Annotated in this window: 17 protein-coding genes; 11 read left to right on the top strand and 6 right to left on the bottom strand. The window is 53.6% G+C overall.

All coding sequences use genetic code 11. The features are described 5' to 3' along the window. Window positions 1–40 precede the first annotated feature (40 nt). From tfpB to ACJJI0_RS13295, 4 genes are all read left to right on the top strand, one after another. Window positions 41–1816 carry a type IV pilus assembly ATPase TfpB gene (gene tfpB, locus ACJJI0_RS13310; protein ID WP_444882973.1) on the top strand — a complete coding sequence of 592 codons (1776 nt, stop codon included), beginning with the start codon at window positions 41–43 and terminating at the stop codon, window positions 1814–1816. Window positions 1817–1915: 99 nt separating this feature from the next. Next, a complete protein-coding gene (glnE, locus tag ACJJI0_RS13305; protein WP_444882972.1) occupies window positions 1916–4759 on the top strand; it encodes a bifunctional [glutamate--ammonia ligase]-adenylyl-L-tyrosine phosphorylase/[glutamate--ammonia-ligase] adenylyltransferase in 2844 nt (947 codons plus the stop codon). Between the two features lie 59 nt (window positions 4760–4818). After that, window positions 4819–5781 carry a branched-chain amino acid transaminase gene (locus ACJJI0_RS13300; RefSeq protein ID WP_252083558.1) on the top strand — a complete coding sequence of 321 codons (963 nt, stop codon included), beginning with the start codon at window positions 4819–4821 and terminating at the stop codon, window positions 5779–5781. 266 nt (window positions 5782–6047) lie between these two features. Next, window positions 6048–7421 (top strand): O-antigen ligase family protein, encoded by a 1374-nt coding sequence (locus ACJJI0_RS13295; protein ID WP_444882971.1) that lies wholly within the window; start codon window positions 6048–6050, stop codon window positions 7419–7421. 44 nt (window positions 7422–7465) lie between these two features. On the opposite strand, the gene ACJJI0_RS13290 is transcribed toward ACJJI0_RS13295, so the two are convergent. Next, window positions 7466–8797: a UDP-glucose dehydrogenase family protein gene (locus ACJJI0_RS13290; protein ID WP_444882970.1), complete on the bottom strand. Its 1332-nt coding sequence runs from the start codon at window positions 8795–8797 to the stop codon at window positions 7466–7468. A 177-nt stretch (window positions 8798–8974) separates the two neighbouring features. On the opposite strand from ACJJI0_RS13290, the gene ACJJI0_RS13285 reads away from it, so the two are divergent. Then, a complete protein-coding gene (locus tag ACJJI0_RS13285) occupies window positions 8975–9865 on the top strand; it encodes an ELM1/GtrOC1 family putative glycosyltransferase (RefSeq protein ID WP_444882969.1) in 891 nt (296 codons plus the stop codon). Here ACJJI0_RS13285 and ACJJI0_RS13280 read toward each other — a convergent pair. Together ACJJI0_RS13280 and ACJJI0_RS13275 are read right to left on the bottom strand one after the other, a co-directional pair. Next, complete coding sequence (locus tag ACJJI0_RS13280) at window positions 9862–10527, bottom strand: YrbL family protein (protein ID WP_444882968.1); 666 nt, start codon at window positions 10525–10527, stop codon at window positions 9862–9864. The two genes, ACJJI0_RS13285 and ACJJI0_RS13280, sit on opposite strands and share 4 nt — an antisense overlap. Next, a complete protein-coding gene (locus ACJJI0_RS13275) occupies window positions 10524–11642 on the bottom strand; it encodes a glycosyltransferase family 4 protein (protein WP_444885935.1) in 1119 nt (372 codons plus the stop codon). Before ACJJI0_RS13275 ends, ACJJI0_RS13280 begins: the two co-directional genes overlap by 4 nt. A gap of 174 nt (window positions 11643–11816) precedes the next feature. Here ACJJI0_RS13275 and waaA point away from each other — a divergent pair, with 174 nt between their 5' ends. Beyond that, complete coding sequence (gene waaA / locus ACJJI0_RS13270; protein ID WP_444885934.1) at window positions 11817–13115, top strand: lipid IV(A) 3-deoxy-D-manno-octulosonic acid transferase; 1299 nt, start codon at window positions 11817–11819, stop codon at window positions 13113–13115. 49 nt (window positions 13116–13164) lie between these two features. Here waaA and ACJJI0_RS13265 read toward each other — a convergent pair whose 3' ends face one another. Beyond that, window positions 13165–14691: a TolC family outer membrane protein gene (locus ACJJI0_RS13265; RefSeq protein ID WP_444882967.1), complete on the bottom strand. Its 1527-nt coding sequence runs from the start codon at window positions 14689–14691 to the stop codon at window positions 13165–13167. Window positions 14692–15046: 355 nt separating this feature from the next. On the opposite strand from ACJJI0_RS13265, the gene ACJJI0_RS13260 reads away from it, so the two are divergent. The 4 genes from ACJJI0_RS13260 to ACJJI0_RS13245 are packed head-to-tail and all read left to right on the top strand — an operon-like array spanning window position 15047 to window position 19321. Next, window positions 15047–15697, top strand: a complete 651-nt coding sequence (locus ACJJI0_RS13260) for a paraquat-inducible protein A (RefSeq protein WP_444882966.1) — start codon at window positions 15047–15049, stop codon at window positions 15695–15697. Next, window positions 15694–16374 (top strand): paraquat-inducible protein A, encoded by a 681-nt coding sequence (locus ACJJI0_RS13255; RefSeq protein ID WP_252083550.1) that lies wholly within the window; start codon window positions 15694–15696, stop codon window positions 16372–16374. The genes ACJJI0_RS13260 and ACJJI0_RS13255 overlap by 4 nt, the downstream gene beginning before the upstream one ends. Continuing rightward, window positions 16367–18751, top strand: a complete 2385-nt coding sequence (locus ACJJI0_RS13250) for a PqiB family protein (protein WP_444882965.1) — start codon at window positions 16367–16369, stop codon at window positions 18749–18751. The genes ACJJI0_RS13255 and ACJJI0_RS13250 overlap by 8 nt, the downstream gene beginning before the upstream one ends. Before the next feature lie 21 nt (window positions 18752–18772). After that, the gene (locus tag ACJJI0_RS13245) at window positions 18773–19321 is read left to right on the top strand and encodes a DUF4136 domain-containing protein (RefSeq protein WP_444882964.1); all 549 of its coding nucleotides are present in this window, start codon (window positions 18773–18775) and stop codon (window positions 19319–19321) included. Between the two features lie 185 nt (window positions 19322–19506). Here the strand turns inward: ACJJI0_RS13245 and ACJJI0_RS13240 are convergent, their stop codons facing one another. Continuing rightward, entirely contained in the window at window positions 19507–20562 is a 1056-nt protein-coding gene (locus ACJJI0_RS13240; RefSeq protein WP_444882963.1) for a glycosyltransferase, read from the bottom strand. A gap of 38 nt (window positions 20563–20600) precedes the next feature. Continuing rightward, window positions 20601–21641 carry a glycosyltransferase family protein gene (locus ACJJI0_RS13235; protein WP_444882962.1) on the bottom strand — a complete coding sequence of 347 codons (1041 nt, stop codon included), beginning with the start codon at window positions 21639–21641 and terminating at the stop codon, window positions 20601–20603. A gap of 116 nt (window positions 21642–21757) precedes the next feature. Here ACJJI0_RS13235 and ACJJI0_RS13230 point away from each other — a divergent pair, with 116 nt between their 5' ends. Continuing rightward, complete coding sequence (locus ACJJI0_RS13230; protein WP_444882961.1) at window positions 21758–22456, top strand: NUDIX domain-containing protein; 699 nt, start codon at window positions 21758–21760, stop codon at window positions 22454–22456. The last annotated feature ends 80 nt before the right edge of the window (window positions 22457–22536 follow it).

The raw sequence follows: 22536 nt of genomic DNA, 5'->3' as shown, positions 1-22536 counted from the left end.
GCTACAATGCGTCGTCATATGAGAATAAGGGGGCATGCCGATGACAGAGAGTAGAGCGGCGGACAGGTTGCTGGATTTGCGTGGATTACTGGAGGACCTCGTTGCCCAGGGCTACGTGAGCAGGCTGGATGCGAACCGTATTGTGGGTACTCCGCGCACTGCGGAGCAGGCACAGATGCATCCGCTCAGCTATATCGCCAGTTGCGATCTGGCCAGCCAGAAGAGCCCAGGCACTTTACTGGGCGCCGAGCTACTCAGTGCCTGGCTGGCGGAGTGTGCAGACCACCCCCTCTATCATATCGACCCGCTCAAAGTGAATGTGAGCGCGGTAACCGAGGTAATGAGCTTCCAGTTCGCCAAGCGCCACCAGATTTTGTGTGTCGAGGCTGGTGCAGAAGAGTTAACCGTTGCCACGGCCCAGCCTTTCACCCACGGTTGGGAGGAGCAGCTGGAACATACTAGTGGGCGTCGGGTGCGGCGGGTGGTGGCAGACCCCGCAGATATCAAGCGTTACTGTGTGGAGTTTTACTCCCTGGCGAATTCCATTTCCGGCGCCAGTGGACTGCAGGGTACCTCTGCGGCGAATAATTTTGAGCAGCTGCTGGAGTTGGGCAGCCTTAAAGACCCGGAGGCCAATGACCAGCATATTGTCAATATCGTCGACTGGTTGTTACAGCACGCTTTCGATCAGCGCGCCAGTGATATTCACATCGAGCCGCGGCGTCAGGTGGGGCGTATTCGTTTTCGTATCGATGGGGTACTTCATCCGATCCATGAACTGCCCGATCAGGTCAATGCGGCGGTAACCAGTCGTCTAAAAATCCTTGGACGAATGAATGTGGCGGAGAAGCGCAAACCTCAGGACGGCCGCATAAAAACCAAACGGCCCGATGGCAGTGAGGTGGAACTGCGCCTCTCCACTCTGCCTACCGCCTTTGGCGAGAAGCTGGTGATGCGTATTTTCGATCCCGAGGTACTGGCGCGCTCCTACAGTGACCTGGGGCTCTCCGGCACTGATTTGGCCCGCTGGCAGACGATGCTGGCGCGGCCCAACGGCATTGTGCTGGTTACGGGCCCTACTGGCTCGGGTAAGACCACTACCTTATATACCGGCCTCAAGCAGCTCGCCACCAGTGCAGTGAATGTCTCCACCGTGGAAGATCCTATCGAGATGGTAGAGGAGAGTTTTAATCAGACTCAGGTCCACCATTCTATCGGCTTCGATTTTGCCGCGGGCATCCGTACCCTGATGCGCCAGGACCCGGATATCATCATGGTGGGGGAGATTCGCGATCTGGAAACCGCGCAGATGGCGGTACAGGCAGCGCTCACCGGCCATTTGGTGATCTCCACTCTACATACCAACGATGCTCCCACGGCGGTTACTCGTCTGTTGGATTTGGGATTGCCTCACTACCTGCTTAAGTCCACCATCCTCGGTGTTATGGCCCAGCGCCTGGTGCGGACTCTCTGTCCTTCGTGCAAACGTGAAGACACCATCAATGAGGCAGACTGGCATTCTCTGGTTCGTCCCTGGAAAGCGCCTCTACCCGAAAAAGTGTATGCCCCCGAGGGCTGCCTGGAATGTCGTAACACTGGCTACAAGGGCCGCCAGGGGATCTATGAAATCCTACCGTTTAGCGAAGCGGTGCAGACCATCGTCACCCCCGATTGCGACCTACAACAGCTGCGTCGCCAGGCTATGCGCGAGGGTATGAACAGTCTGCGTCTGTCGGGGGCCAAGAAAGTGGCCGCTGGCCTGACTACGGTGGCGGAAGTATTGCGTGTGGCACCGCCGCCGGATATCGCTTTTTAATTGTGCCTAACTTTCCCAAGGTAATTTGGGTTTAAAAATTGTGGGGCGGGAGTGCTGCCCCTGCAGAATTCCACATTTGGAAATAAGGATCGATTTCCCATGATTGATAGCGCCATCTGCCCCGAACCCCTGCGCCTGCAACTGCAGAGTCTGTGGCAAGACTGGCGCGAGGCGGCGGGCCCGGCATTGGCGGCTGAGGCAGAGGCGTTGCTACAAGAGAAAGCGCTCGAGCTGGCACTGGCACGTAGTTTTATCGGTTCTGAATTCCTTTATCGACAGTGCTGCCGCCAACCGGATTTCCTCTTGGAACTACTGCAACAGGATGATCTGGGCCTGCAATTGCCTTGCTCTGATAGCGATGAAACTTTAGATCTGGCCCTGCGGCAGCTGCGCAACCGAGCGACCGCCGAGGTTATTTTCCGCGATTTTGCCGGTCAGTGGGATATTCCCAAAGCCTGTCTGCGTCTCAGCGAGCTGGCAGAGCTCGCTATTAGCACGGCTTTGCAGTGGCACCACCGCCAGCTGGCACAGCGTTATGGTGAGCCCCGGGATAAAAGTGGGAGGGCGCAGTCTTTGGTGGTGCTGGGTATGGGTAAGCTGGGCGCGCGCGAGCTAAATCTCTCCTCGGATATCGATCTGATCTTCGCCTATCCCGCCCCCGGGCATACCGATGGCGATCAATGTGTGGAAAACCAGAAGTTTTTCCAGCGCTTGGGTCAGCGTCTGATTAAATCCCTGGATGCCATCACGGCGGAGGGCTTCGTGTTTCGTGTGGATATGCGCTTGCGCCCCTATGGTGACAGCGGCCCATTGGTGAGCCATTTTGCCGCTCTGGAAGATTATTATCAGACCCAGGGGCGCGAGTGGGAGCGTTACGCCATGGTCAAGGCGCGTCCGGTGGCCGGCGATCAAAGCGTTGCCGCCGAGTTGATGGAGCTGTTGCGGCCATTCACTTACCGTCGCTATATTGATTTCAGTGCTATTGATGCCTTGCGCGAGATGAAAGCGCTGATTCAGCGACAGGTACGCGCCCGTGGGTTGATTGACAATATCAAGCTGGGGCGCGGAGGTATTCGCGAACTGGAGTTTATCGTGCAGGCTTTCCAGTTGATCCGCGGTGGACGTGTGCCGGCGTTGCGAGAGCGCAATTTGTTAACAATCCTGCCTTTGCTGGAAGCTGACGGCCATGTGGAACCTGGTGTCGCCGATGAGTTGGGCAACTGCTATTTGCTGCTGCGTCGGGTGGAGCACGCCTTGCAGGCTTATAAAGACCAGCAGACCCAAGCGCTGCCGCAGGACCCAGCAGAACGCGAGCGGCTCGCATTCGCCCTCGGTCGCGACAACTGGGATCAGTTGTCCAGGGAATTGGCTGCCGTTCGCAATGTGGTGGAGCGAGAGTTCGACACGGTTATTGCACCGCCGGAGGAGATTGCCGAGCCCCATGTGGCGGAAGAGTGGCAGGGATTGTGGAGTAGCTGTGGCGATGAGAGTAGTGAAGAGATCAATCTGCAGACCCTGGAGAATGCAGGCTTCAGTCCGGCGCCGGAGGCTCTGGAGTTGCTGCGGGATCTCAATCACTCTCCAATGGTAGTGGCACTGCCAGCATCTTCGCGTGAGCGCCTGGATCACTTTATGCCCTTGTTGCTGGCCGCAGCCAGTTTGCAGGAAAGACCATTGTTGGTGCTCGGTCGGGTACTCCCCCTGGTGCGCTCAGTGTTGCGCCGCAGCGCTTACCTGGTGCTTATCAATGAGAACCCCCCAGTACTCAGCCAGCTGGTACAACTGTGCAGTGCCAGCCCACGAATCGCCGAGCAGCTGGCGCGTCACCCCATCCTGTTGGATGAACTACTGGATTCTCGCCGCCTGCTGGCACCGGCCACGGCTGAAGATATTGCCGATGAGCTTCGCCGCGAACTGTTGCGTGTCGATCCAGCAGATCTGGAGCTGCAGATGGAAACACTGCGCTATTTCAAGCAGAGCCAGAGTCTGCGTATTGCCGCTCAAGAGGTCAGCGGGGCATTACCGCTGATGAAGGTAAGCGACTCTCTCACCTGGCTGGCGGGAGGCATATTGCAGCAGTCACTCAGCGTAGCCTGGGCGCAAATGGTGGATAAATATGGACAGCCGGCCGGCGCCACAGCTGAAGATATGCACTTTGCCATTGTCGCCTACGGTAAGCTTGGGGGGCTGGAATTATCCCACGGCTCCGATTTGGATATTGTTTTTGTGCACGATGCGGACCCCCAGCTTGCTACCGACGGCGCAACCAGTATCGACAATTTGCGCTTCTATACCCGCCTGGCGCAGCGCCTGATTCATATCCTGCAAACCCGTACCCTGAGCGGACCGCTGTATGAGGTGGATACTCGTTTGCGCCCTTCGGGCAATTCGGGCCTGTTGGTCACCTCAATGAAAGCCTTTGAAAAATACCAGCGCGAGAGTGCTTGGACCTGGGAGCATCAAGCGTTGGTGCGCGCCCGCCCAGTTGCGGGTAGCGAACAGCTCTGCAAGGACTTTGAGGCTCTACGCCTGAAATTGCTTTGCGAGCCCAGAAATGAGGGGAAATTGCGCGAGGAAGTGGTTGGAATGCGCGATAAAATGCGCTCTCACCTGGATAAAAGCAATGATCAAAATTTCGACCTCAAGCACGGCCCGGGCGGTATTGTCGATATTGAATTTTTGGTTCAATATGCTGCTCTGGCCTGGGCGCAAACTGCGCCCTCGATCGTGCGATACACCGATAACATTCGCATTCTCGAAAGTCTGAATGACGCGGGCCTGATGCCGGCCAAACAGGTCGAGCATCTGATCGACGCCTACAAAGCCTACCGATCTGAAGGTCATCGCCTGGCACTACAACAACTGCCAGGGACAGTGAGCGATGACCGTTTCACAGCGGAAAGAAAGACCGTTCTAACAAACTGGCAGCAATTACTCGGTTAAAACCGGCTTGGTCCTGCTGCCCGATTAAACTGTTTTTCAGGATTAGTGGGAGTTGCCCTATGTCTTTTGCCGACCGTGATGGCGTTATCTGGTTTGACGGTGAGTTGGTTCCCTGGCGCGATGCGCGCGTGCACGTCCTAACCCATACCCTGCACTACGGCATGGGTGTTTTTGAGGGGGTGCGCGCTTATGAGACCGATCGCGGAGCCAGTATCTTTCGCCTGCAGGATCATACCCGTCGTTTATTTCGCTCTGCGAAGATCATGAATATCCCTATGCCCTATCAAGCGGATGAGCTGAATGAGGCTCAGCGTCTTGTAGTCAGGGAAAATAATCTCCAGCACGCCTATTTGCGCCCAATGGTGTTTTACGGCTCTGAGGGGATGGGGTTGCGTGCAGAGGGGCTTAGTACCCACGTAATCGTCGCCTCCTGGGAGTGGCCCAGCTATATGAGCCCAGAGGCATTGGAGCGTGGCATCAAGGTCAATACGTCCTCTTATACTCGTCACCACGTCAACATCAGCATGTGCAAGGCGAAGGCCAACGGTAATTACATCAACTCAATGCTGGCCCTGCAGGAGGCGATTCGCAACGGTTGCGAAGAGGCGTTATTGCTCGATCCAGAGGGCTATGTGGCCGAGGGCAGTGGGGAAAACTTTTTCATCGTCAGGGATGGGATTATTTATACCCCGGAGCTGACCTCCTGCCTGGATGGCATTACCCGGGATACGGTGATTGAATTGGCCAGGGAGTGTGGCTACAGGTTGGTGGAGAAGCGTATCACTCGCGATGAGGTTTATATCGCCGATGAGGCCTTTTTTACAGGTACTGCCGCAGAGGTGCTGCCTATCAGTATGCTCGATGGCCGCTCCATCGGCAGTGGTCGCCGCGGCCCAATCACCGGTCGCTTGCAGGGACTTTATTTTGATGTAGTGCATGGTCGCAGTACCGCGCACCGGGGTTGGCTGAGTGATGTAGATGACACCGGCCTTCATGACACAAGCCATATTGCTGTAGCCTAACTCACCAGATTTGGGCTAAGTTCAGATCCTCCCAATTTCAGGTGGAGGGCACTTTAGAGTGCCTTCCCTGACCAGTCTCCAGGGGAAAGTAGTACCCTGCCTGTTGTTCTCGTAGAATGCTCAAGTAAATTATCCCTCTGTACTCAATAGGTGTCTGCCCATTGCAGACTTGGTGTGAATCGAAAGCATTGCATAGCGAATTCAATCTTTACCCCTGTTTAATGGGGTGTTGGTAAATAAGTCATTAAGGGCTGTGGGAGTTATTGGTGTTACCAATTAAAAACCTTGCGAAGGATTGGAAAGGCATTTTTGCTCAATTTTGGCAGCGCAATGAGCTGATCGATGTATCTACAAACTTGCAAATGCTAGGAGGCGCTCTGCTGCTTTTATATGCAGCACTATTTCCTTTGGGGAGCGATTTTGCAGATACCGCTAAAACTCTATTTATTGTTCTTACTTTTTGGGTACTTTTTACCCGTGGAAGAAACTGGCTCAACTCACCAGTCGGATGGTTCTTCGCTGCTGCTTTATTAGTTCAGATGTTGTCCTGGGCTGGTATGTTAATGGCATGCCCAGAATGGGCCGAGTCTTCCCCGAAATTCCACCGCCTGGGGCAGTGGTTTGTATTCGCTGCCATAGCCTGCTGGTTGGGCGGCAGTACTCGCAATACTTTAATTCTCTGGTTGACGGCACTACTTGCTCTGCTTTTGGCACCCTGGGTAGCGGGAGGGGGATTTGCTGAGTGGATAGATGGAGCTAGGGGGCAGCGAGTCGAATTTGGTTTCCATAATGCCCAGCATACCGCCATTCTTTTTGGTGTTGCACTGTTGGGCCTAGCCGTTTTCTCTCGTCGCTTATTTAGGTATACAGGACTGTTATCCATATCGAGCTTAGCCTGGGCTGTTGCTGTTGGTATATGTGCTCTGGCCGTGCTTTATTCACAGACTCGTGCGATTTGGTTTGCTTTGGCCGTATCTCTCTTCACTCTCTTAATCGTTTGTGTGTTTATAGTTCTTCGCAAGCAGGGTAAGGGAGTTTGGTTGCGTTTAATAGCTTGGGGGACGGTCATCGGTGTGGCCATGGTCGCCCTTTGGGTGAAAGTTGGGGATGTGGTGAGCAAGCGCCTCGGGCTCGAGAGGAACACCGTTGATGCTTTGCTTTCAGGTAATCTTGATTCGATTCCCTATTCTAGTATCGGTGTCAGGATCCATAGCTGGCATGCTGCGATGAATTGGATAGCTGAGCGCCCATTGCTTGGCTGGGGCGGTAAAGGTCGACGTCTCGTTATTCAAAATCTGCAAGGTATGCCATCGGAGTTCAAAAATACTATTGGGCATCTACACAATAGTTATCTTGATTTACTGGTGAACTATGGAGTTCTGGGCGCGTTGGTATGGGGAGTCCTCAATTGCTGGGTATTCATATTGGCTTATAAAAGCTGGCGCAGGGGTGTTTTACCTGGCGACTTCTTCTTATTTTATATCGGTTTTATGATTCTCTGGCTGATTGCGAATTGCTTTGAATCCTATCTTTTTTACTCCAGTGGCCATTTTATTTTTGGCATAGTGGTTGCTGGTATTGCTACCCATATTTTTCGCTGCAGGAGTGAATTTAGGCCTGAACCTGGCCGGAATCTCTAAGTGAGAACCTGAGGGGCTAAGCCCCTCAATGTCTTGTAGGGCACTTATACTTTTGGGCGTCCCACACAATAATAGTCCATGCCGCTCTCAGCCATGTGTTGGGGTTCATAGAGGTTACGGCCATCAAAAATAACCGGATTAGTTAACGCCTTGGTAACGGCCTTAGCATCAATGGCCTTAAATTGCTGCCACTCGGTAGCGATAATCAGGGCATCTGCCCCAGATAACGCAACTTCCTTAGTGCCACAGAGTTGCATGTCTTCGCGCACACCGTATATCCGTTGGCACTCCTCCATTGCCTGAGGATCAAAGGCTTGAACCTTTGCACCGAGCTGCCAGAGTTGTTCCATCAAGGTACGGCTGGGCGCTTCGCGCATGTCATCGGTATTGGGTTTAAAGGCAAGCCCCCACAAAGCAAAGGTTTTTCCTTTCAGGTCCTCGCCAAAATGCTCTGTGATTTTTTGTAGCAGGTAGCTTTTCTGGGTTTGGTTACGCTCCTCCACAGCATTCAAAATACCCGGGGATACCCCCATTTGAGTTGCTGTAGAAATCAATGCTTTCACATCTTTCGGAAAGCATGAACCGCCGTAACCGATACCGGCGTAGATAAACTGGTAGCCAATGCGGGGGTCAGAGCCAATACCCTGGCGTACCTGCTCGATGTCTGCGCCCACATGATCGGCGATTTGTGCCATCTCATTCATAAAACTGATTTTGGTGGCCAGCATGCAGTTAGCGGCGTATTTGGCCAGCTCCGCACTGCGAACATCCATGGTGATGATTTTTTCATGGTTTCGGTTAAATGGCGCATAGAGCTGACGCAGTGCATTCTCTGCGGAGGTGCTGCGAGTACCAATAATGATGCGATCTGGTCGCATGCAATCGCTCACTGCAGAGCCTTCTTTAAGGAATTCTGGGTTTGAAACGACTTCGAAAGGGATATCTTCGGCATTACGTGTAGCCAGTCGATCAGCAATGGCCCTACTCACTAAATCTGCAGTACCCACGGGAACTGTAGATTTATTGACGATCACCTTGGTTTCGCTCATATAAGTGGCGATAGATTCGGCCACTGCCAGCACATGGCGAAGGTCGGCTGAGCCGTCTTCGTCAGGAGGGGTTCCGACGGCGATAAAGATGACTTCCCCGTGCTCTACGCCCTGTGACGCATCAGTGCTGAAATTCAGCGTTCTATTTTTTAAGTTGCGCTCAATCAGTGGGGATAGGCCAGGTTCATAGATGGGGATGATCCCTTTTTTCAGATCTTCGACTTTCTTCTCATCGATATCAATGCACAAAATATTGTGGCCAACTTCAGCCAAAACTGCGGCCTGAACCAAGCCGACGTAACCGCTGCCAAATACCGTTACATTCATGAGTATCCCATTACCTGTCACTGGAGGGGCTGTGCCGCCCAAAAATATGCGCGCTAGTGTACCAGATATTGCCTCTAGGCCTTGGGGCGCAATTGGCATATCCCGTGTTCTCATATTCGCCGACAAGTGGGCAATAAGCTATGCTTGCGGCCTTTTACTGGCAGGGGTTCATTGGCTTTGCAGCTGAAGGTATGGCGTTTTCTCGATGGTAACCGGGCGCATGAGAAACAGAGTGCGGCGCTGGTTTGTGGCCTGGGTAAAAGTTTTGCTGGGCAGGTACAGAGTTTTGATATCCCTGCAGAGTTGAGCGCTTCGCGCATTTTCCTGGGACGGGCACAACAACTCGATCAGCTGCCTAAACCGGATTTCCTAATTGGAACCGGCCGCAAGAGCCGTATGCCGATGTTGGCCGCGCGCCGCCGTTACGGTGGTCGCGCAGTGTCGATAAATCGTCCGCAGCTACCTTTTGGCTGGTTTGATTTTGCGATTGTGCCGGAGCACGATCGGCCACCACCTCTGGAGAACATTATCCTAAGCCAGGGTGCCCTAACGGAGCCTCTACCCGATATTGGTCCTCAGGCTGGAAAGGGGTTAGTTTTGCTCGGTGGACCGAGTAAACACTACTCCTGGGATCTTCAGGCTATCCGGGCACAGATAGAGCCATTGATAAGACAACCCCTTGATTGGCAGATTTCCAATAGCCGCCGAACGCCAGGGGGTACATTGGAAGCCTTGTCCGAGGGCAATGCCCGCTTTATCGATTGGCGCTCATGTCCTCCCGGTTGGATTCAGGAGCAGATGGCCACGACTGAGCAGATTTGGGTGAGCGAAGATAGTGTTTCCATGCTGTTTGAGTCCTTACAGAGCCGCGCGAGGGTGGGGGTAATTCGGGTTCCCGGCCGGGATAAGTCCAATAAGGTCCGAGCTGCGGTGCAAAGGTTGATCGATCAGGGGGTCATCAGTGAACACCTGGAAGAAGTGTTAGCGCAGCCGCCTCGCCAGCCTCTGGATCAGTACCTTTTATGTGCCAGGGCACTATTGCGCCGTTGTGGACTATTGGCCAATTAGCCTTTCAGACCGCGGGCTTCAAACTTTCGCCAGGGTATCTTCTTGTCGGAGACTTCCCATTCCACGCGCAACCACATACGTTGGATACGGCGGTGGATATAACGCCTGGCAAAGAAACTGGAAAATTTCGGTAGTGGCAGGAACGAGGCGCAGCCCAGGCCATCGATAAGGTAAATCTGCAAACGCCCGTTTTCTCGGCGTAAGACTAGGTTGTGCGCGATCAGATTTTTGGTCAGTACACCGTATTTCAAGAGCCAACTGGCAAACTCTTGTAGTGCAATACGCACCTCTTCATCCAAGCCGTGTTTGTTTAAATATTGGCGTAGGGTAGGTGCCGGAGTTCCGCTCTCATCTAAGATCATATCGGTCACTGCGGCGGGGCCGAGGCTGGTCTGCTGGATTCCATACCAGCGGGGTAGGTGCTGCCACAGTCCGGCGCTATCCCGTTGAAGGGCACTTTGGCTATAGCCCTCCTGCTCACGCAAGTTATCGTCAAAGCTATCCAGGCCGCGTCCACGCTTATACCAGGGGGCCCTATCCAATAGTATTTGAGTGCGCCCAGGGCGCATCACTTTGACGCACAAGTGAGGCTCCTGCGGATGCTGATAGCAAAAGCGATTGCCTCCACTGGCGAAGGGTTCACGATTGTTCAAATCTATCATGGCGCCATATTTCTCTTATTGTTGTTAAGCATAGTGCGATAGATTTCCATGGTGTGGGCGGCTTGTCGCTCTAAGGTAAAGGCTTCTGTGAGCTGGGGTCTTTCTTGAGGAGTGTCTAGTATCTCCAGGGTCTTCTTGAGGAGCATTTGCCTGTCCCCCTTATTGACCAGACCCTGTGGGAAGCAGGCCTGCAGGGATTCAGCCGGGCCGCCGATATCATAACCAATAATCGGTGTGCCTATTGCGGCGGCCTCAATAACGGTGCGTCCAAATGGCTCTGGGCGTTGCGAGAGATTGAAAACCAAATCGGACTGCTTATACCAGTAGCGGATATCAGAGCGATGCCCAACAAAGCTGACACGATCCTCTATCCCCAGATTTCGTACTTTTTCTTTTAGTTCTTCTTCGTAATGGGCTTTATTCGCTTCGCTGCCACCGAGGATTACTCCATGAATATGGGGGTCTAAGGGGGCGAGTTTAGCAATTAGCTCAATAAAATCTTCCTGACCTTTCCAGCGGGTCAAGCGTCCCGGCAATAACAACCAGCGTTTCCCTTGGAGCTGTGGAAACTCCTTACAAGTCCGCTCCATCCAGTCAGCTGGGAGACAAATTTGGGGGTGAAACTCTTTGGTATCGACCCCGCGATAGACAATCTGAGGGGGCCTCTGTAGGTCATTAGGGTAGTTCTCCAGCAGGTAATCGTTTACGCACTGTGAGATAGCGATAACCTGCTCGGTTTTTGCCATGATCGCACTGTAGCGGTTGGTCGAGTAGAGCCCGTGCGCTGTGCTCAGCAACCGGGGACGTTTGTCCACGGGCATTTTTTTCCAGGCCAGGTAAGTAAGCCAGGCGGGCACCCGGGAGCGAACGTGCAAGATATCTGCATTTAATTTCTGCAGCAGATTACGCAAAGGGCGCACTTGTAGCAGGCTGGTGAGGGACTTTTTATGGATTGGCAGGGTGATATGCTGTGAGCCTTCATGCTGTAGCTGCTCCACCATACGGCCACCACTGGAAATGACAATGGATTCATGGCCGGCATGGACCAGTGCACGGGCAAAATCCAGGGTTCCCCGCTCAACTCCGCCCGAGTTTAAGGCGGGCAGTAGTTGCACAACTTTCAAGTGACCAGCTCCGAGTGACCAAGAAGAAAATGTTCTGCCAATGATATGATGGCCAGGTTTTGGCTTCCTGGCAGGGATCTCATTATATGCAGTGAAGCCTGAACCAGTACAGCTGGTGGTACGCCTTACCAGTATTTGTTTTCTCCCCGTGAAGCACTTTTGTCGATGCGAGTTCTGTATAACGTTATTTTTCGAGCGGCGATGCCACTTATTTTGCTGCGTCTGTGGTGGCGTGGCCGCAGCCAGCCCGAGTATCGGCTGCGCCTGGCTGAGCGCCTGGGAAAAGTGCCGAAGCGCCTTAGTTCTGCGCCTTTACTCTGGGTGCACTCAGTGTCTGTGGGGGAAACGCTGGCGGCGATACCGGTGATTACCCAGCTGGCGGCTCGCTACCCTCAGTGGCAGTGGCTGGTGACGACGAGCACCCCCACAGGTTCTGAGCGGGTGACTGAGGCGCTGCGCCCTATTCTTGGCGGCCGTTTACTGCATTACTACCTGCCTTACGACCTGCCAGAGTGTCTGGCGCCATTCCTGCAGGCTTTACGTCCGAATATGCTTGTCATTGTGGAAACTGAATTGTGGCCGAATCTCCTGCACCTTTGCAGAAAGCGCAATATACCGACGCTGCTGGCCAACGCGCGGCTCAGCGAGAAATCTGCGCGCGGCTATGGAAAATTTCCAAAATTTACCCAATTGATGCTGGCAAATCTGGATAAGGTCGTCGCTCAGTATGATGTGGATGCTCAACGCTTTGTAGAGTTGGGCATGCCGGCGCCGCGGGTGCTGGCCAGTGGCAATATCAAGTTCGATCTGGATATCGATTTAGGGTTGGTCAGTGAGGCCCAGGCCTTGGCCCACCAGTGGCGTGGATCTGAGGGGCGCAAGGTGTGGCTGGCTGCCAGTACCCATGCCGGTGAGGATGAAATTATTCTGGATGCCTATCGGGCATTGCTAAAGACCAGTGAAAATTTGCTGTTGGTGTTGGTTCCCCGACACCCACAGCGCTTTGAAAGTGTTGCACGGCTCTGTCAGGAAAGGGGCTTCCAGGTGGTTAGGCGCAGTGAAGGGCGGGCGCCATCTGTCTGTGATCAAATACTCCTGGGGGATACGATGGGAGAGCTGCTGCGCTTCTTTGGCGCGAGTGATATGGCCTTTGTGGGTGGCAGCCTGGTTCCTGTGGGCGGACACAATATGATTGAGCCAGCAGCCTGGGGGGTCCCGGTGGTATGCGGGCCTTTCCTGCATAACTTTTCCACCGTTGCCCAATTGCTAAAGGACGCTGGCGGCATGGTGATTGCCGAAGATGCAGCGAGCATAGCTGAACAGCTGGGTCTTTGGTTGAAAAACGATCGCCTACGTATGGCTGCAGGGCAGAATGCCAGAGTGGTCGCACAGGAAAATAGTGGCGCTTTACGACGTCTGCTGGATGAAATTGAGAGTCTGATGCCTGATTTGAAAGATCAGTGAGTGGATCAGAGTCCACTCACTGATAGAGGTACTACTAATAAATAGGCGCTTACTTAGAAGGCGCTGGTGTACCGGGAGGACTGGACTCGCCTACGCGGAACACATTGTGTGCTGGATTCAGCATACTATCCAATTCTTGCAGATCCTTTGGCGACAATAGCCCCGCCACCAACTTGAGGTTCAGGCTGTTGATGATGTAGTCGTAGAGGGCGTTGGCATAATCCGTCTGAGACTGGAACAGGGTCCGTTGGGCCAATAACACATCGACGATATTACGTGTGCCCACCTCATAGCCGGCCTGGGTGGCATCCAGTGCACTCTTGGCGGAGACCACCGCCTGTTGCCGAGCCGCCACCCGGGAAACATCGGTCACTACCGCACGGTGTAAGGTACGGGTGGACTGGATGGTGTTGCGCTCGGTCAGGTTGCGCAGATCCTGGGCCTGGAAGGACAGGTTGCGCGCCTCGCGGCGATTGGCGCTAATCAGGCCACCGGTGTAAATGGGAATATCTAAGATAATCGCGGCGGTAGTATCGCGAAAATCCTGATCTCGTGGAAATACCGTAGATCGATTCCGCTCCCTAAAAGGTTCATCAAATAAAAATCTAGTTCTTTGATCACCTTCCGAGGTGAACTTATTGTACGAGACAGAACCTGTAAGCGTAGGCAGATGCTGGCTGGCGGCAGAGCGAGCATTGTAGCGGGCTGCCTCGGCGTTTAGTCTTGCGGCTTTTAGGGTAAAGTTATTTGCCAGGGCGAAATCGACCCAGTCGGCTCGATCTGACGGTACTGGCGGCGCTACCTGAAAGCTCTCTATCAAAGGGGCTACCTCATCGTGATAGCCACCGGTCAGTACCGAGAGGGCGTCAAAGGAAGAGAGTAAGTTATCCTGTTCCGTTAAGCGGCGGGCAACCGAGCTATCGAAAGCCGCTTGGGAATCATAGACGTCGGTGATTGCCGTCAGCCCCACCTCGAAACGCTGCTGGGTTTGTTCCAGCTGCTTTGCTAGAGCTTTTTCTTCAGAGACGGCCGCTTCCAGTACATCATAGGCGCGCAATACATCGAAGTAGGCAGTGGCTACGCGGATCATCATATCCTGCTGGTTGGCGCTGTACTCTGCCGTAGCCTGTTCGGTTAGTTTCTTACCTTGCTGATAGCCAAACCAGGCGGGGGCATCAAATATCGCCTGGCTAAGGCTCGCATTATATGTTCTGTCGTCAAAAGTACCTGTATCCCGTTGGAGGAAATCGACCAATTCAAGATTGTTGTCGTCGTTTTCATCAACAGGTTCTGAATTTCCAAATTGCCTGAACTCGTGATTTCTTGCCGCCTGTATCTGAGCATTCACCTGTGGCAACAAGGGCGCACGCAGCTGATTTTTTGCCTCAATTCCAGCATGGTAGGCTGCGCGGTCTGCAGCCAGCTGGGGATCGTTATCCAGCGCCTGCATATAAATATCCCACAGGGTGTCGGCCTGGGCCTGCATGGCGCCGAAGCCCAGCAGGGTGGCGGCGATTAGTTTCTTCAGTGGACGCAACTGGCGGCCTTTCGGCGCTTTGCGGTTACTTCTTTTCATCTGTTTCAACTTCCTGTGGCGGGTGCGGTCTTCAAGCTTCTGTCAGTTCTCTGGAGCGGCACTCGAGTTTTGGTTCTCGGTGGGTTCCCTTGGCTCGCATGGTCCGATGTTGCTGCCAGTCTCCCCAATTAGCAGTCGCGAGAGTGTACCCGCGGCCAGTCTAAGCGTCGAGGCGACGCTTTCGGCTTTTTGGTATATCTTCGTTAAACCGACGCGAATGTGCGTTTACCGGTATCTGCCTGGCAGTATCAGGGCAGCATTGAATAGGGCAATGCCCCTACATTGCAATAGACGCGCCATGGAAGTATTTGGATGCGGCAAAAATTGTGCAGAATAAGGCAAGGACCTCTGGCACATGGATCAGCTGCGCATCAAAGAGCCGATACCCTGGCAGCGTGCCTGCCACGAGTGCGACCTGTTATTGACCGGCAGTGTGGCACCGCCCGGTCAAAAGCTGGTTTGTCCCCGGTGTCGCTGCACGTTGCACCGCAATAGCAATCACAGTGTCTATTACACTATTGCCCTGAGTCTCACCGGGCTGTTGTTATTTATTCCCTCTGCCAGCCTGCCATTACTCAAATTCTCAATTTTCTCTTTTGGTGCCGATAATACCCTATTGAACGGGGTTCACTCTCTCTACAAAGCAGGATTTATCTGGCTGGCGTCTCTGGTTTTATTTTGCAGCGTGCTGGCGCCCCTGGGCAAATTTCTGTTGTTGTTATTTATTTGTTGTGGCAGTGCCTGGAGGCTTTTGGATCGAGCGGTTGCCTTTGCCGTACGCTGGTATCAACACATCAAAGAGTGGGGCATGCTGGATGTCTATATGCTGGGTATTCTGGTGGCATTAATTAAATTGAAAGACCTGGGCAAAATGGATGTGGAGCCGGGACTCTACTGCTTTGGTGCCATGATGTTAGTGGCAAACCTCTCCTCTCTTAGTTTCGACCAAAATGCCATTTGGCAGCGAATTGCGCTGCGGCGTGTCCTGCGTGAGGCGGCCACATGAGTGCCCCGCAGAAAGCCCTCCAAAATGGAATGAGCAGCTGTTTGAGCTGTCATCAGCTGATTATTTTACCGGCCCGGGGAGGGCGTTGCCGCTGCCCTCGTTGTGGTGCGAGTGTTTATGGACGCATTGATGGCAGTTTGATGCTTACCTGGGCACTGACAATCACCGGTGCCTTGTTGTTACTTCCAGCAAATATCCTGCCGATTATGAGTGTTGTTTACCTTGGCGCCGGTGAACCCAGCACAATTATCAGCGGTGTTATGCAACTGTATAACAGCGGCATGTGGGGCATCGCTCTTATTGTCTTTGTGGCCAGTATCGCCGTGCCGGTAATGAAACTATTGGGATTGGTACTGCTCTTGGTACAGATCCAATTGCGATTGCATTTTGTGCCCTCTCAAGCGATGAAAATATATCGAGTGGTTTCCGGAATCGGGCGTTGGTCGCTGCTGGACCTGTTTATGATTTCTATTCTGGCGGCGCTGGTGGACATGGGATTTATCGCCCGAGTGGAAGCAGGGCCGGGTAGTACCGCTTTTGCCTCGGTGGTGGTGGTCACCATGATGGCGGCGCGTTCTTTCGATCCGCGCCTAATATGGGATGCCCATGATGGCGACCTGTATGCAACCGCGGTAGAGCCGGAAACGGCTCACAGGAGTGCGGCGGAGAATGGCTGACAATACGCCAGTGGATAATGACACCATAGAACCCAGCGCCTATGAAGGACCTCAGCGGGGACAAGTGCGCCGGAGTCGCGGCCTGCCGCTTGTGTGGATATTGCCCCTGGTAGCGGGTTTGATTGCCGCCTGGTTACTTTACCAGGATATGGCTGAGGGAGATGTGCACGCGAGCATCCTGTTTCACTCCGGCGATGGTCTGGTGAAAGGCAAAACGGTGGTGAAATATTCCGGTGTGGATATCGGCATAGTGCAGGATGTGCGGCTGGTACCCAATGCCAAAGAATTAAATGGTGCCGACGGTGTTTTGGCTGAAGTCAGTCTTAACCGCAGTGCCGAGTACCTGTTGGTTGAGGGCACCGAATTTTGGGTGGTGAAGCCGGAACTCTCCATTACCGGTATCAGCGGATTGGAGACTTTGCTATCGGGTAATTACATTGCGGTGGAGTCCGGCAGTGGCAAGCGTAAACGGGAGTTTGTCGCTCTGGATCGTCCACCGGCATTTATACGCGGAGACGGTTTACGCGTGGTACTGAAATCCCGCCGGCTCGGCTCCCTCAGCCGGGGCTCACCGGTGTACTACCGTCAGTTACGTGTGGGGCAGGTGGCCGATTACAGCCTCGACGAAAATGGTAGAGAAGTCAGTATCGAATTATTTATCCGGCGCGAGTACGGCTATTTGGTGCATCGTGGCAGTCGCTTTTGGAACAGTTCCGGGATTTCGATTGAAGGAGGAATCAGCGGTATTAGTATCAACCTGGAATCTCTCGCCGCTCTTTTTGCCGGTGGTGTCAGTTTTTACACGCCGGAATCCCAGCGCCAGTCGCCATTGGCGGTCAATGGCACAGAATTTAAGTTATATAAAAACTTCGCTGCCGCAGATGCGGGTATTGCCGTCACTTTAAATTTTGACCGAGGTGTCGATGTGACACCCGGTAGTACCAAAGTGTATTACCAGGGCATCAAAGTGGGTGAAGTCAGTCGCGCTAAAGCCAACAAGAGTATGAATGGAATGGAAGTACGTGTCCTGATGGACCCGGCGACCGATGACCTGCTCAGTGAAAATACTCGCTTCTGGTTGGCGCCGCCCACTTTTGATTTTAGTGGCGGCTTGAATGAATTAATACAGGGTAACCGTATCGAGGTAGATCTGCGTCGGGGGAAGCGTTCTCAGCGCACTTTTTCCGCGCGGGCTTCGGCGCCACAAATGGACCCTAGGGTCCCTGGACTGCACTTACGCCTCACTTCCCGCAACCCGGGCTCACTGCAGCGCGGTGCCCCCGTATATTTTCGCCGTATCGAAGTGGGCAAGGTACAGGGGATGGAATTGCGCAGAGATGGCGAAGGCGTAGAAGTGTATGTGGTGATTGAACCGCGCTATGCACACCTGGTTAGGCCAGGTGCCCGCTTTTGGAATATCAGTGGATTGCGCGCTAGTGCGAGCCTGAGCAGTGGCATCAAAATACAGGCGGATTCGTTGATGTCTTTGTTGCGTGGTGGTGTTGCTTTTGGCATCCGGGGTGGGGAGTACGAAAAGGGTGGACCTGCGCAAAATGGCGATCAGTTTCCTCTGTATCGCAGTCGTGAAGCGGCGATGGAAGAGGGGATTGAAATCAGTATTAATTTACCCAGCGCTGAGGGGCTTAAGGAAGGGGCTCCGTTGCGTTACAAAGGTGTGCAAATTGGAGAAATAACCCGCTTGCGCCTCGGCAGGGATCTCGGTGAAGTTCAGGCACGAGCAAAGCTCTACCATCGCGGTGGCAATTTTGCCCGTGCCGGCACTCGTATCTGGGTGGTGTCCCCGCAGATTGGTATCAGTAAAGTCGCGCACCTGGACACACTGATTACTGGCCGCTACCTCGCCCTGGAGCCCGGCGGCGGGCCGCCGGAGACAGAGTTCTACGCCGAGCTTCAGGCCCCGAAGGAGGATCTTGCCGAAACTATGAGTCGACCCGGCCTGACGGTAATACTCGATGCAGCCAGACGCGGTTCTCTGGTGGCGGGCAGCCCCGTTTATTATCGGCAGGTGCAAGTGGGGGAGGTTACTGGCTTTGAGCTGGGAGAGTGGGCGGACCGGGTATATATCTTTGTGCACATCGAGCCAGAATATCGCCCGCTGGTGCGTGAGCATACAGTTTTTTGGAACGCCAGTGGTGTGGATGTGAATTTTGGGCTGAAAAGTGGTCTTAATGTTAATACCGAGTCTGCTCAGGCTCTAATTAAAGGGGGCATTGCTTTCGCCACGCCCGAGCCGCCATTTATGGGGTTCGAAGTGGAATCCGGTAGCCACTTTCCACTCTACCCGCGGGCGGAACCCAAGTGGTATAAGTGGAGCCCCAAAATAGAGCTTTATAATTATTCGGAACCGGTCAAATAAATAACAAGGTAAGGAGCATTTATGCGTTATATAACCATGGGATTAATGACTCTGCTGTTCTTGGCCGGGTGCCAGGAAATGCAAGTGGAGCGGGTGAGTACGGGGGCCCAACCGGTGGCTTTTTCTACCTATAAATGGGGGGTGACGCCACTCAATGATGCGGATGCCTCAGCACAATTGGTAGAGCTAGATGAGGAGATGCGCAATACGGTGGCGGCGCAATTACAGCAGCGCGGTTACCGAGAGGTGGCCCAGGACCAGAATGCAGACATGGTCGTGGATTATCAGGTGGCTGTGGTTGATGAATTTTTTTCCGGCGATACACGAGACCCAAGCTGGGACAAGCAGTTTGATAGCAATGCACCCCAGGATGTCGTGGAGCTGCCGCCGCTCACCGATGCTCCGCTGGTAATTATGAGTGTGGGGATTGGTCGCCCCGACGGCGCGATAATTTGGGGGGGTAGGGCCAGTGAACTCCTGACTCGCCCAGACAGTATTGAGCAGCGTCAGCGTCTGATCTCACGGGGCGTGTATGAATTGTTGAGGGATTTGCCTCAGGCCTACCAGTAAACTGAAAAATTATCGGCTCTTTATAATTCCTCCAACTGACTCCTCATCGCCGGCCGTTGGCCGGCGAAACCCCTCAAATATCAGAAAACTACCAGTTACTATTTTTTACTGGCCTGTTTTTTTACGGCCCGCACAGGTAGGGCTGCAAAAATACTTTGAAGGCAGTCTGCAATTTTTGCTAAGGGCTAGGGGCGCCCACGTTGCATCAGGGTATTGTAGAGCTCAATGTAGGAGTCCACGATAAACTGCTTCGAGTAGCCATTCGCATACACTTCCGCAGCATTCTCGATCAGACTCTGGCGCAACTCTGGATTATCCAATACGGAGCGGATGGCCTTAGCCAGGGCATCGGCATCGTCGATAGGAGTGATCAGGCCGCTATGACCATCGCTGATGACTTCCCCCGGGCCTTGGGAATTGGTGGCGACAATGGGGCATCGGTGTGCCCAGGACTCCATCACAATTGAACCCAGCCCCTCGTGCCGTGATGGGCATACGAACAAATCTGCGGTGCGCATCAGGGTAGTGACGTCGTTGCGCCAACCAAGGAAGCGCACGCGCTGGTCCAGACCGAGTTTATGGCACAGGGCTTTCAGGTTGGCCTCTTCTGGACCTACGCCGGCGAGCCACAGGGTAGCATTGGGTATTTGAGCCAAGGAGTGCAGCAGGACTTCGAAGCCCTTGTTGATGTGCAGGCGGCCTGCAGCGAGAATGAGGGGCTTGTCCTCCGGTGTATCGAAACTGTTGCGTGGCAGCGGTTCTACTGGAGTTTCATCGGCAAAATTGGGGATATGAAAAATCCGCTCCCTGGGAATGCCACCATCAACCATATGCTGGCAAATACCCTTGCTGATACCGATCCAATAATCCGCGTGCCGATAGTACTTCAGGTTGTAGTAATGGCCGAGCCGGCTGACCAGTAGATAGTTTTTTGAGTTGGGAGTGATAATAGTGGCACGCCCCATCCAGGTCATAACGATGTCCGGCTGCCAGTTATTCAGTGCCTCGCGATAAACTCTGCGGCCTAGAAAATCCAGTTTGCCACCAAACTTAAAACCTTCGGTTTCAACCCCATTGTTACGCAGAGCTTGCACACGGTGATCGTGGTTGCGGATAAAGGCTTTCTCATTAATCTCAGTGCGCGGGTTCAAACCGCTCACCAGGCGCACGAAAAAATTTTCCGCACCGCCGTGCTCGGCACCGGCGAGGACCTGCGCCACTCGAATTGGCTTGTTACTCATAAATCCAACGTATTCTGTGTAATTCTTTCGGTGACCCGTTATTTCAGTGTGCCATCCAGATTGACATCACGGGCCCAGGCGTAATCGTGACTAAAGGGTTGCAGGCTGGTGGCCTCAACAATGTATTGGGCGTAAAGCTTCGAGTTCATTTCGGTGTGGAAAAATTCCCGGGCTTTAGCTGCCCAAGCACGGCGCTTGGCATCGTCGCTATGAAACTCGCGGATTTTTTCCAACAGGTCCTGCTCATCAGAAAAGTAAACCACGCTCTCTGGGGGCAATAGTTCGTCGAAGTGCAGCTTGTCACTGGTGAATTGCAAAATACCATTACCGGCAAGCTGGGCCATTCGCGCAGAAGAGTACCAGTAATGGGTGTCTTGGCGATTAAAATTTAGTCCCATTTTAGTTTGCGCGAGTGCGCGATCGTAGTCTCGTCCCCATACTGGCGCTTCACCAAAGCTGCCGAAGGTTTTGAAGTTCAGTGAATCTCCCAGGGTATCCTTGAGATTTTTCACCATTTGCAGGCGCTTGGTGAAATTATTGCTGTTGCTACAAAACAGCAGATCAATAGACAGATCAGTGCGTTCGGCATTATTGAGGTTTTCGATAGAGGGTTCGACCGGGTTGGGCATATGGTAAACCCGGGCGTTAATGCCCTCAAAAATACTCAGCTCGCGACGGCCGGTGGAGACGAAGATGGCATCGGCCACTTCGGCGCGATGTTTGATACGCTCAACATTGCTGGGCACGAACAGTGGATCGTTATTGCAGTGTGCGATTAGGCAATTGGGCTGTTGTTGCTTGATCGCCTTCAGGGTGTCGTTACTGATCATGTCACAGTGGCCGGCGATGATCAGGTCGGGCTCAAATGCTTCAACCGTTTCTAACAGGCGGCGATTGGCTTTGCTCACCCCTAGGTCGCGGATTCCGAAGGGCGCTTCGAAGGCTGCCACATCCCGGTCGCTGAACACCTGCGTATAGTGATCGTTTTTGATCAGGCCAAAAGTCAGTTTCTGTGCCCAGCTAACCCGCGTCTTACCGTAACGGCGCAGTTGCTGGTAGGCGATATTGAGCACTCTCATGGTGGTGCGGTCTCTAAAAAAATCCAGGAAGATATTACGTATGGCCGCTTGCTAGAGAGGCTGGTACGGTGGGCGCAGAGTATAACAGCTGCATCCCGGTCATATAGTGTTCGAGTATGCAGACCCCACTCGCGCAGAAGGTCAGCGAACTAATGTCAAAAATGAAGAGTCAAAAGGGGTTGTCCCCAGAGTTTTCCGCAGATTCTGTAGAAGTTGTTTCCAGGGAAACGGTTTATAAGGGATTTTTTTCCATGTTGCGGCTACGGCTGCGCCATCGCCTTTTTCGTGGTGGCTGGAGTGAAATCTTTACCCGGGAGCTGTTTGTACGCGGTCCGGCAGTAGGGGTATTGCTCTACGACCCTGAGCGAGACCTTGTTGCGCTTACCGAGCAGTTTCGTATTGGCGCCCTAGAGCGGCCGGCAGGCCCCTGGTGTCTGGAAGTGGTGGCCGGCATGGTGGAAGCCGGGGAAGACCTAAAAGATGTAGCTCGGCGTGAAGTATTGGAGGAAGCGGGGCTCAAAGTGCAGGAATTGCACTTTATCCACAGTTATATGCCCAGTGTTGGCGGGAGCTCCGAACGGCTACACCTGTACTGTGCGCTGGTGGACTTGAACTGTGCGGAAGGTTACTTTGGTTTGGAGCAGGAAAACGAAGATATCCGCTTGCGGGTGTTTTCCAGGGACTCGGTACTCGCCGCCATGGCGGGGGACTATGCTCCAGGAGAGAACCCTATCGATAATTCGGCCACCATTATTTGTATGCAGTGGCTGCAGTTGAACCGGGCAAAATTAACAAAACACAGGCCAACTGCCTGACGGTCACTTGCGTTGCGCAATGTTACCTGCGTATAGAGCAAACTGAGATCTGAGTCACGGCGGCCAATGAATTGGAGTGT

The organism is Microbulbifer mixtoriginis (SeqCode), from assembly GCF_052466695.1.
The sequence above is the reverse complement of the archived record's forward strand: the minus strand, read 5'-3'. Positions and strand labels throughout refer to the sequence as shown.